This window comes from Chamaesiphon sp. VAR_48_metabat_403 (genome assembly GCF_031422475.1).
GTDB lineage: Bacteria > Cyanobacteriota > Cyanobacteriia > Cyanobacteriales > Chamaesiphonaceae > Chamaesiphon.
In genome coordinates, this window is record NZ_JANPLS010000247.1 from 1 (window position 1) to 10,181 (window position 10,181).

12 protein-coding genes are annotated in these 10,181 nt (G+C 44.8%); 6 read left to right on the forward strand and 6 right to left on the reverse strand.

Annotated features, from left to right (window positions below; translation table 11 throughout):
- The first annotated feature begins 135 nt into the window (after window positions 1-135).
- Window positions 136-1,581 (forward strand): HAMP domain-containing sensor histidine kinase, encoded by a 1,446-nt coding sequence (locus tag RMO79_RS11665; RefSeq protein ID WP_310483331.1) that lies wholly within the window; start codon window positions 136-138, stop codon window positions 1,579-1,581.
- Window positions 1,582-1,717: 136 nt separating this feature from the next.
- On the forward strand, window positions 1,718-1,987 hold the full coding sequence (locus RMO79_RS11670; RefSeq protein WP_310483332.1) for a YciI family protein: 270 nt from the start codon (window positions 1,718-1,720) through the stop codon (window positions 1,985-1,987).
- Between the two features lie 59 nt (window positions 1,988-2,046).
- Here RMO79_RS11670 and RMO79_RS11675 read toward each other — a convergent pair whose 3' ends face one another.
- From RMO79_RS11675 to RMO79_RS11690, 4 genes are all read right to left on the reverse strand, one after another.
- Complete coding sequence (locus RMO79_RS11675) at window positions 2,047-2,994, reverse strand: glycosyltransferase family 2 protein (protein ID WP_310483333.1); 948 nt, start codon at window positions 2,992-2,994, stop codon at window positions 2,047-2,049.
- 45 nt (window positions 2,995-3,039) lie between these two features.
- Window positions 3,040-3,432 carry a RidA family protein gene (locus RMO79_RS11680; RefSeq protein ID WP_310483334.1) on the reverse strand — a complete coding sequence of 131 codons (393 nt, stop codon included), beginning with the start codon at window positions 3,430-3,432 and terminating at the stop codon, window positions 3,040-3,042.
- 161 nt (window positions 3,433-3,593) lie between these two features.
- Window positions 3,594-3,935 carry a cupin domain-containing protein gene (locus RMO79_RS11685; RefSeq protein ID WP_310483335.1) on the reverse strand — a complete coding sequence of 114 codons (342 nt, stop codon included), beginning with the start codon at window positions 3,933-3,935 and terminating at the stop codon, window positions 3,594-3,596.
- A gap of 180 nt (window positions 3,936-4,115) precedes the next feature.
- Window positions 4,116-5,621 (reverse strand): DEAD/DEAH box helicase family protein, encoded by a 1,506-nt coding sequence (locus tag RMO79_RS11690; protein WP_310483336.1) that lies wholly within the window; start codon window positions 5,619-5,621, stop codon window positions 4,116-4,118.
- A 152-nt stretch (window positions 5,622-5,773) separates the two neighbouring features.
- Between RMO79_RS11690 and RMO79_RS11695 the strand changes: the two genes are divergently transcribed.
- The 3 genes from RMO79_RS11695 to phnE all read left to right on the forward strand — a co-directional run bounded on the left by RMO79_RS11695 (window position 5,774) and on the right by phnE (window position 8,486).
- The gene (locus RMO79_RS11695) at window positions 5,774-6,727 is read left to right on the forward strand and encodes a phosphate/phosphite/phosphonate ABC transporter substrate-binding protein (protein WP_310483338.1); all 954 of its coding nucleotides are present in this window, start codon (window positions 5,774-5,776) and stop codon (window positions 6,725-6,727) included.
- A gap of 270 nt (window positions 6,728-6,997) precedes the next feature.
- On the forward strand, window positions 6,998-7,726 hold the full coding sequence (locus tag RMO79_RS11700) for a phosphonate ABC transporter ATP-binding protein (protein WP_396136577.1): 729 nt from the start codon (window positions 6,998-7,000) through the stop codon (window positions 7,724-7,726).
- Complete coding sequence (phnE, locus tag RMO79_RS11705; RefSeq protein ID WP_310483340.1) at window positions 7,716-8,486, forward strand: phosphonate ABC transporter, permease protein PhnE; 771 nt, start codon at window positions 7,716-7,718, stop codon at window positions 8,484-8,486. The genes RMO79_RS11700 and phnE overlap by 11 nt, the downstream gene beginning before the upstream one ends.
- A 63-nt stretch (window positions 8,487-8,549) precedes the next feature.
- Here phnE and RMO79_RS11710 read toward each other — a convergent pair whose 3' ends face one another.
- Together RMO79_RS11710 and RMO79_RS11715 are read right to left on the reverse strand one after the other, a co-directional pair.
- Window positions 8,550-8,888: a hypothetical protein gene (locus RMO79_RS11710; RefSeq protein ID WP_310483341.1), complete on the reverse strand. Its 339-nt coding sequence runs from the start codon at window positions 8,886-8,888 to the stop codon at window positions 8,550-8,552.
- Between the two features lie 74 nt (window positions 8,889-8,962).
- On the reverse strand, window positions 8,963-9,244 hold the full coding sequence (locus tag RMO79_RS11715; RefSeq protein ID WP_310483342.1) for a hypothetical protein: 282 nt from the start codon (window positions 9,242-9,244) through the stop codon (window positions 8,963-8,965).
- 653 nt (window positions 9,245-9,897) lie between these two features.
- Here RMO79_RS11715 and RMO79_RS11720 point away from each other — a divergent pair.
- Window positions 9,898-10,181: substrate-binding domain-containing protein (locus tag RMO79_RS11720; RefSeq protein WP_310483343.1), on the forward strand; the 284-nt coding region annotated here is incomplete at its 3' end.

Consider the following 10,181-nt stretch of genomic DNA (forward strand, 5'->3'; position numbering starts at 1 on the left):
CGCGACTTCAGTCGCAGGCATCTACAATCCACACAAGGCGGATATTAGCCTAAGTATAGTTCGGTTTTACACCTGCGATCGGGTGTTGTAGATCCGTTACTCTCTGAGTGTGAGTATCAGAGAACGAAATAAATTGTGGTCAGAAAGTGGTTGCTCCCAACATTGAGCGAGGTATTAGCAAAAGCAGAACCGACGGGAATCGATCTGCTCGTACCCGAATTTAACCCCTTAGATTCCCAGCCGTCTGAAGATCGCCAAGAATTGTTACTCAAAGCTCACAGCCAGTGGCAAAGTGCGATCTCGTCTGTAGAAGCATTACTATTAAAATCTTTACCCCATCCCATTGGCGTTGCCGATCTCAGTGAAGAAACCGTCATCGAAGGGTTGCTAATTACCGCACCATTACCTTTATTTAGCCATCCCGCGATCGTTTCTCAACTCCACACCATTACTTTTACCACTCCTCACGCCAACCGCCAATTACTACCATGCAAGTCTACAGGTAGCGATCGAGATTTTGCCCTGTCACACCATTTTCCAGTCGAATTACTCCCCACAGATCCCCTCGCTGACGAACGCTTTTGCTTAGTACTAACCGATCGATTTAGCTTAGTCGTAGTATTAGGTGAAGAAAATGGCGAACCACGCTGTCAATTTTCTTTCGATCCCGACGATCTCGATTTGGCATGGAAATCGCTACGGGGGAGAATTATGCTCACAGCACCGCACTACCTCGCCGATCTCGACGAACTAGCCGCGCAATTTAGCCCGATCGAGCCTGATTATCGGTGGGTGATGGCATTCAGTCAATATTTGCTAGAACACCAGCCTACTGCCCAGCTAGCCCCCGCTCCAGAGCCGATCTCAGTCCCCACCAAACTTGCGGCAGATGTCGAACTGATCCAAGCACTCACCCACGAAATCCGCACGCCGCTAACTACCATCCGCACCATGACGCGCTTACTATTACGTCAGCCAGATTTATCGCCCCACGTACTCAAACGCCTCAGTGCGATCGATCGAGAGTGTACCGAACAAATCAACCGGATGGAGCTGATTTTTAGTGGCGTAGAATTGGCATCTACCGCCCCATCTCCAGCGGTGGATCTGACAACTATGTCGATTGGCGAACTGCTAGAGCAAAGCCTTCCCCAATGGCAACAACAAGCCGAACGCCGCAATCTCAATCTCGCCGTCGCTATTCCGCACAAGCTCCCCGCCGTCGTCAGCAATCCGACAATGCTCGATCGCGTTTTGACAGGTTTAGTCGAAAACTTTACCCGCAATCTTCCTTCTGGGAGCCATATTCAAGTCGAAGTCACTCCTGTGGGCGACAGGTTAAAACTCCAATTCCAATCGCAACCAGATGCCGACGAACGCACCAATACTACCCCCAAAGCACGACACGCGATCGGGCAACTCTTGACTTTTCAACCAGAAACTGGCAATCTCAGTCTGAATATGAATGTGACTAAAAATCTCTTTCAGCTCCTCGGTGGTAAACTAATCGTACGCGAACATCTTCAACAAGGCGAAGTTCTCACCATCTTTTTACCACTGTCTACCCTGGCACATAGCTAGGCTTTAGGTATTTGGTATTAGGTATTAGGTTTTAGGTTTTAGGTTTTAGGTTTTAGACATAATTATATTTCTTACTCCTTACTCCTTACTTCTTACTCCCAGTCCCCCCGTCCCCCAGTCCCCCAGTCCCCATCCCATGCCTTGGTTTGTCAAAATTGAAACTGGAATAGTTCCTAAAGTAGAATTCGATCGATATATCCCCGCGCACAAAGCTTACGTGCAGGGTTTGATCGATCGCGGACATCATGCTAAAACTGGATACTGGGCAGAGCGTGGCGGTGGGATGATGTTATTTGAAGCTGATTCGCTAGCTGAAGCCGAACGAATTATCGCCGCCGATCCTTTGGTTCAAAACCACTGCATTACCTATCAGCTACATGAATGGCGCATCGTGATGGGCGAGTAAGGAGACTGGGAGACTGGGTGAAAAAGACGCTTGCGTCCATATTCACTATCCACTTTTCACTATTCACTATCCACTATTCCTAATTTCCGTCCCACTTCTGAGAGCGTATAAAGAGGGCGATGTTTGACTTCTTCGTAGATTCTGCCGATATACTCGCCGAGAATGCCGATACTAATTAATTGCACCGCGCCTATAAAGAAAATAGCGATCGCGATCGTCGCAAAACCAGTTAGGGTAGAATTAGTAAAAACTCGCCAGTACAGCACTAGTAGTGCCATGACGATCGCCAAAACTGCTGAGAATAAGCCCAAATAGGTAGACAATCGCAATGGGACGATCGAAAAAGAAACTAAACCATTAATTGCCAGTCCTAGACTTTTAGCAAATGTATATTTTACCGATCCGGCATATCGCGAATCGCGATCGAATTTAAAGGCAATTTGTCTAAAACCCACCCACGCTCTCAACCCACGTAAATAACGATTGCGTTCGGGCATTTGATTGAGTAAATCTACTACCGATCGATCCATTAAGCAAAAATCGCCCGTATCGGTGGGAAGTTCCACATTGGCAAGCTGTTTGAGGATGCGATAAAAAGTATAGGCACAGAGCCGCTTAAACCAGCCTTCTCGCACTCGTTTGGTGCGTTGGGCATAGACGACATGATAGCCTTGTCGCCATAATGCCAACAAATCGGGAATTAATTCTGGCGGATCTTGAAGATCGCCATCTAAGACAATAATTACATCGCCTCGGACGTAATTTAAGCCAGCCGTCACCGCAATTTGATGCCCAAAATTTCGAGCCAGACTCAGGTATACTACACGATCGTCTCGATCGTGCAAAGATCGTAATAATTCGAGGGTGCGATCGTGACTGCCATCATCGATCAAGATTAATTCCGCACGATCGTCTAATTCATCCATGACCGCACTCACCCGCTGATACAAAGCCGGAATGTTGCTCTGTTCATTGTACACTGGAATGACTAGAGAATATTTAGGCATCGATCGAGTGAAATATTTGATTTAGCCTGTATTAGCGCAGCCAAATTAATTAATTACCGCAATACAATCGATCTCGACTAAGACATCTTTTGGTAATCGGGCGACTTCCACACACGCACGCGCTGGTGCGGTTGCTTCATCGAAATAACGGGCGTACACTCCATTCATTGTAACAAAATCATTCATATCTTTGAGAAATACGCCCGTCTTCACAACATTGTCAAAAGTCGCACCCGCCTCCGTCAAAATTGCCGCTAAATTTGCCATAACTCGCTCGGTTTGCTTGGCAACATCTCCTTCATGAACTAATTTATTGGTAGTTGGATCGATTGCAATTTGCCCCGATACAAACAACATTTTACCAGTAGCGATAATTGCTTGATTATAAGGGCCGACGGGTGCAGGTGCTAGCGTAGTTTGAATTACTTGTTTGGTCATGAGTAGAAATAAAAAACTAAGATCGTTTAACTTTAACCCGAACTTGCATTTTTTACTACTCCCTTCCTACTCAAGAAATCGGCAATCTCGATCGGTGATGTCATTTTACTATTCACTATTCACTCTAGATGTCTAACTTGATACCGGGAAGGGAGTAGCAATTAGACCTCGATCCGATCTCCATGAGATTTAGGCACCGAAATTGCCAAAAATACAACTTCCCGATCTGACTCATTGCGGAATTGATGAATCACATTTGGCGGAATCTCGATACCTTGATGCGCGCGTAAAACTTTACTTTTGCCATCTACCTCGATCGTCGCTTCACCAGTGAGAATATAAAAAAATTGGCGCGATAGAATGTGAAAATGAGAGCGTTCGCTTGCCCCTGCGGGAACCCGCTCGGTAATAACGCTCAGATTGTGTCTGTTCGCAAGATGCCAGCCGTCACAACCATTACCCCAAAGATAATGTTCTGTATTTGAAACGTCTACAATTTCCATTATGTTTTCAAGATTACTTACGGTATATCGATCCCCAGCGATCGAATAGACGATCTTTTTTCTCGATCTGTGTTCTCTGCGCTGGGATCGGTTACGAGCATTAGCTTATATGTACTAATAAGATTGGAGATAATTATAATCGACTAAATAATTATACCGATCGTTTGGGTTAGATAATTATTAATACTTTAAATCGCCATCGCGATCGGTAGCTGGATGTTGGGGATCTACTTCGGCAACTTTCAAAGATCGATCTACAGATTCACCATATCTAATCGGTAACTGGATCACTTTTGCGACTTCAGGTCGATCTGTTTCTGGCATTTCGCCGCGTCGTCTGGAAGAAACACGTTCTTCGCTGGTACCTTCACTAATTACCTCATATAAGATTGCCTGCTTATCGGCTTTCCCCTTCCGCAAAATCCGCCCCAAGCGTTGAATATATTCGCGTGGGGAAGCAGTACCCGATAAAATTACAGCGATACTGGCAGCCGGAACATCGACACCTTCATTTAACACTTGCGATGCAACTAAAATTTTATAGGTACCTTCGCGAAAATGGGTTAAAATTTGATGGCGTTCTTTAACTGGTGTATGGTGCGTAATTGCCGGAATTAATAGACTTTGAGCGATTCGATAGACAGTGGCATTATCGCTGGTGAAAATTAGGGTAGATTCGGGATAGTGGCGATCGAGAATTTCTGCTAAAATTCGCAATTTACCATTAGTCGATAAAGTAATTTCTTTAGCTTCCCGATGGGCTAACATCGCCCGTCTGCCTTCAGTCGATCGACAACTGGCGCGGATAAACTTTTGCCAACCATCAATACTGCCAAATGAGATTTTTTGACTGCGTAAAAATCGATCGCGCTCGGCAATTAGTTCGTGGTAGCGACTGAGTTCTTCAGTACTTAATTTAACTTTAATCTGCTCGACTCGATAAGGAGCTAGAGCCGAACCTGCCAAATCTGCGGGGGTTTGGCGATAGACTTCTTTACCGAGTAAAATTTCTAAATCTTGATGCTTGCCATCGCTACGTTCGGGAGTAGCACTCAAACCCAGTCGATAAGGCGCGATCGAATATTCAGCAACTACCCGATAAAAATCTGTCGGTAAATGATGGCATTCATCGCAAATCAATAAGCCATATAGATCGCCTAAAGATTCGATCTGAATTGCAGCACTATCGTAAGTAGAAATCAAAATTGGCGATCGATCGCGCGAACCGCCACCGAGTAAGCCGATTTCCGTACCCGGAAAAACTGTTAATAACTGTGCGTACCACTGGTGCATTAAATCGATCGTCGGTACCAAAATCAACGTGCTGCGGGGGGTAGCCGCCATCGCAAGCTGCGCCACTAGAGTTTTACCCGCTCCAGTCGGTAACACGATTACACCCTGTCTCCCCGCCTGTTTCCAAGCGAGTAGGGCTGCTGTTTGATGGGGATAGGGTTCGAGATTGAGTTGGGAATCTAATTTCAGCTCGGCAAAAGCTTTGGCTTTATCGACAAAATCGGTGTTTTCTTGCTGGAGTGCTTCGACGACTGCGCGATAGTCAATGCCCTGAATCCGAAACTTCTCAACGCGATCGTCCCACGTTGCATATACCATCCAGCCTTTACTGCGTGGTGGTGGATGCAACAGTAATGTTCCGCGATCGTATGTGAGTGTTGGCACTCTTGCCATAGGAGTTTAGTCAAATTTAAGCACACCTTATCCTAACGCAACCATCAAAGATCGTTAGATTGGCTGAATTCTCAAATAGTTCTTCCCATTGACAACACTATTGAGATAGACTATCAATAAATGTGAGATCTAACTTCAACAGCTTGCAATCGATGAATAAGCACTTCAAATTTGGGATCGGCATTGCCTCAACTATCATCGCTGGCGTAACAGCCATCAACATTCGACCGATCGCCAATTCTATTTCCAGTGCGATTGGAATCTCGCCAGCGTTTGCTGAAACTCAAACCCTTAAAATTGTGTTCCCAACCAGATCGGGTACTACAGATTTAACAATCAAAGCCAAAGCAGTTACCGATTTTTTGAGTAAAGAGTTAAAGCAACCAGTAGAGGCAGTATTCGGTGACGAGACTGCCGCAGTAGAAGCGTTGCGAGCCAATCGTGCTGATGTCGCATTTTTGGGCAGTCGTTCCGCGCTCAAAGCTGGAGAATTGGCTAATACAAGTATGTATTTAGCAGAAGTGCGTTCTAACTATTCTGGCGGATATACTTATAAATCAATTTTTGTAGTTCCCAAAGATAGTCCGCTCAAATCTGGACAAACGGAAGCAACCCTGAACCAACTCAAAGGTAAAAAAATCTCATTTACCTCTCCTACTTCCGGATCGGGTTTTATTTTCCCTCTTTCTGAGTTGGTACAACAAAAATTAGTACCAGATCGCGATCGCATGAATGGGTTCTTCAGGCAAGTAACCTACGGTGGCAGCTACGATAAGGCTCTTCAAGCCGTACTTAGAGGACAAGCTGACGTTGCCGCAGTCTCGGAGTACACTTTGGGCAGTCCCTACATTACGGCTGCTGAAGCTAGTAAATTGCGCGTGTTGTACAGTATTGCTGGCGTACCCGCACATGGTATTGTCATTGATGATGATGTCTCAGCTAGCGATCGCAACAAATTAGTTGCGGCAATGCTGAAACTAAATCAGCCCGAAAACAATCAATTATTGGTATCGCTCTATAACTCAACCAAATTGGTTAAAGTCGATGGTGCGGCACATTTAAAACCGATGCGCGTCGCCCTTCAGCAAGCGGGGATGAAGCCGTAGATCGGGAATCTCACATCTTGCATTAAAACAAAATCGCTAGTGTTTTAGTGGATAGTGAATACCGAAAAGTGCATTCTTGGGGTTCCCCCAAGTAAAGCATCTTTTCAAGACAGTGAATAGTACTTACGAGTAAGTTTTAAAGCTGTTTCATCATTTTTCTATACTGGTGCAAGATGTGAGGAATAGGGAAGAGGGAATATTCAAAAAGTGAATGAGATTGGCAACGGGTTAAATTCGATCGGGATTGCAGGGCAACTACAACGACAAGAAATTGCACCTGCCATTGCTTGTAAAGCAGTAGTAAGTCAGGCAAAAATCGGCAATCGATCGATCCTAGATGGTATCGATTGCCAGATTAAACAAGGTGAATTTGTGGCCATTTTAGGTTTGAATGGTGCGGGTAAATCTAGTCTATTAAGAGCGATCGCTGGTTTCTTGCCACTACAATCGGGAACTATTCTGGTTAATAATGTACCCGTCGCCCCCCATACTCTCACTCAATCCCGCCGACATTTAGCCATGTTATTTCAGGGTGGCGGCTTGATTCCTCAATTGTGCGCCCTCGACAATGTGCTTTGCGGCAAACTGGGTAAGTTTTCAGGATGGCAGACATTAACAGGCTTTCCCGCCAGCGAGCGGCGGATTGCGCTAGAATTGCTCGATCGATTTGGGATGGCAGATTTTGCCCATCGCCCGACGCGCCAATTGAGCGGGGGACAACAGCAACGTGTAGCTATTGCCAGAGCTTTAATCGGATCGCCACAAATTTTACTCGCTGATGAACCCGTGACTGGATTAGATCTGCTGGCGATTCAGGATGTCATGAAAACCTTATCGCATCTGCATCGAGAAGGGCTGACAATCGTGACTGTTTTACACGATCTGGCTCTGGCTAGTGCCTATGCCCAAACCGCCCTAATTGTCGATCGCGGTCAGGTCGTCTATCATGGTACTAGTCAAAATTTAGATACCCAATTTTTTAAAGCAGTTGAGCGTTAGATTTAACTCGATCGTTAGAATATTAATCGCGCTGGCGGCGATCGGCATATATAGTTGGGCATGGAGCGGTTTACAAGTAGATCTCCAATCGCTAAAAGACAGTGGCGGTTATATTGTTGATTTTATCTCGCGCCTATTTCCACCCGATCTGTCGATTCTAGATATTGCCTGGATTAAATTACTAGAAACCATTCAAATGTCCCTCTGGGGGACGACAATTGGGGCAATAATTTCACTCCCCATTGCCATTTTATCTGCAAATAATTTAGCACCGTGGTGGGTGCGCTGGATTGCCAACTTCGTCCAAAATGCTGTCAGATCGATTCCGTCGATTATTTTGGGCTTAGTATTTGTCGCCGCCACAGGTTTGGGCGCGCCTGCGGGAACCCTCGCACTGGGGATTTATACGATCGGTTATTTAGGCAAATTTTACCAAAACGCGATCGAATCTGTCGATCGTTATTCGTTAGAAGCCTTACAAATTAGTGGTGCTTCGCCGTTGCAAATCGCCCAATATGGCGTTATTCCCCAAGTGATGCCGCTATTGTGGGGCTATACCCTATACATGTTTGAATACAATATTCGTGCAGCTTCCGTATTAGGTGTAGTAGGAGCTGGGGGGATTGGCTTTGAATTAGTCAATTATATTCGAGGATTTGAATATAATAAAGCCACAACAATGATGTTAGTCTTACTAATAGTCGTAACTTTTATCGATATTATTAGCAGTCAATTACGCCATCATCTAGAACGCAAATAGTTGAATGAAATTTAGAGGGCAAGGATCGTTCGCCCTCATTATATCTCGCCTTTAAATTGTAAATTAACTGGCATACGTCATCCGTTTTGCCATTTCAGTAAGCATATCATTTTGACTAATTGCCAGGGCGATCGCTATTCCTGCTGAAGCATTAGCCAGGAAACCTTTTTCGGTGAATTTATAATTAATATGATTGGCGATCGACCATACAAATACAGCAATCCCAAATACTAACAATAAGGTAATTACAACTGTTAATGATAAAATTTGGCTGTCTGCTTGACTGGCATCGGCAACCCAAATCTTCGACCAATGAGCGGCAATCGTCCAGATAAATACTCTACTTACACAGCACAAGTATCCGCCGATAAAATAAGCAACAATTCCAGGTAATAACTCCATATTTTGTAATCGGTAGTGTGGTAGTCGTAGGTGATAATGTTCTTTACTATCTACTATTCCCTATTTACCATTCACTATCGCCATCGATCGCGTTCTAGATCGTAGATTGCTTTTTCCCAATGCCAATCTGCCGATCTGTCGGGATGTCTGAGTTGAGACTGCTGAATTAGCCGATTGGCGGCTTGATGATTGCCACCTAGTAGTTTGACTAGTTTTCGCTCTAACTGAGGGTGTTGGGGTCGAAGTTGGCGGTTGTCACGTCGATTTTGGGCACCTCCAGAGGTATTGCGGCTTTGCATCCACACAAATAGTGATAGACACAGGATGACAGAGATGGCGATCGCAGCACCAGACATAAGAAATTTAGAAAAAAGATATTTAATGTTTGCAACTAGTCTTACTATGATATCTCGATTTTATACGTCGCCAATCAGTACGATTACGGATGTTTCAAAAATGGCGATCTGTGAGTTGGATCTTTGAGAGGGTGTCTGAAAAGTCTTATTGGCTTCGATCGTAGATCTAAATCCCCCTGCTTGGTGCGCTAATCCGTCGGGAGACCCGACGAACGCGCATCCGCTTTTTAAGGGGGTTGGGGGGATTTAGATCTACGCTTTTCAGACACCCTCTGACGGCAAGAGGACGGTTGTTAAGCGAGTGAAGATCGATTGTTATCACGATTGAAATATTTATTTGTGCTACGTTGTCTAAATGAGTGGATGAGATCGATCTGCGATTGGGTGATTACTGCCGATCGCCAAAAAACTGTTAAATATAATTCATTAATATTCCCAAAAGTATTCGATAATTTAGCGATACAGAGATGGTTCGATTGAATATTAAACAAATATTAACCAATCGTTAACCTAACTATAATCAATCCAGAGGTAGGGCTGCGTTAAGATGCTCCTGATATCAAAATTAGTGTTTGCAATCGACAGCAGGTGCGATCGTTAAAGCTAAGAATTCTGATATCGTTGCGTCCTAAACAAATTTGACAACTACCCCCATGTTATCCAAAAATTTCGGTCGCTTGACCACGATCGCTACAGTCGCAGTATCAGTTTTGGGCACTCAATTCGCAGCAGTAGCTCAAGTAACCCTCAGCGGTGCTGGCGCGACTTTTCCCCAACCACTATATGAGAGATACGCACGGGAAATTCGCAAAGCTCACCCAGAGTTAAAGATTAACTATCAAAGCCTTGGTAGTGGTGCTGGAGTTAAAAAAACGATCGACGGCACAGTGGATTTTGGTGCTAGCGATGCAGCCATGAGTGATGAAGAAATGGCGAA

Excerpts from the sequence above, each read along its gene's own strand:
- RMO79_RS11675 (WP_310483333.1), bottom strand. The coding sequence starts at position 2,994 with ATGCCTAAATATTCTCTAGTCATTCCAGTGTACAATGAACAGAGCAAC.
- RMO79_RS11715 (WP_310483342.1), bottom strand. The coding sequence starts at position 9,244 with ATGTCTGGTGCTGCGATCGCCATCTCTGTCATCCTGTGTCTATCACTA.
- RMO79_RS11685 (WP_310483335.1), bottom strand. The coding sequence starts at position 3,935 with ATGGAAATTGTAGACGTTTCAAATACAGAACATTATCTTTGGGGTAAT.
- RMO79_RS11690 (WP_310483336.1), bottom strand. The coding sequence starts at position 5,621 with ATGGCAAGAGTGCCAACACTCACATACGATCGCGGAACATTACTGTTG.
- RMO79_RS11710 (WP_310483341.1), bottom strand. The coding sequence starts at position 8,888 with ATGGAGTTATTACCTGGAATTGTTGCTTATTTTATCGGCGGATACTTG.
- RMO79_RS11670 (WP_310483332.1), top strand. The coding sequence starts at position 1,718 with ATGCCTTGGTTTGTCAAAATTGAAACTGGAATAGTTCCTAAAGTAGAA.
- RMO79_RS11680 (WP_310483334.1), bottom strand. The coding sequence starts at position 3,432 with ATGACCAAACAAGTAATTCAAACTACGCTAGCACCTGCACCCGTCGGC.
- RMO79_RS11695 (WP_310483338.1), top strand. The coding sequence starts at position 5,774 with ATGAATAAGCACTTCAAATTTGGGATCGGCATTGCCTCAACTATCATC.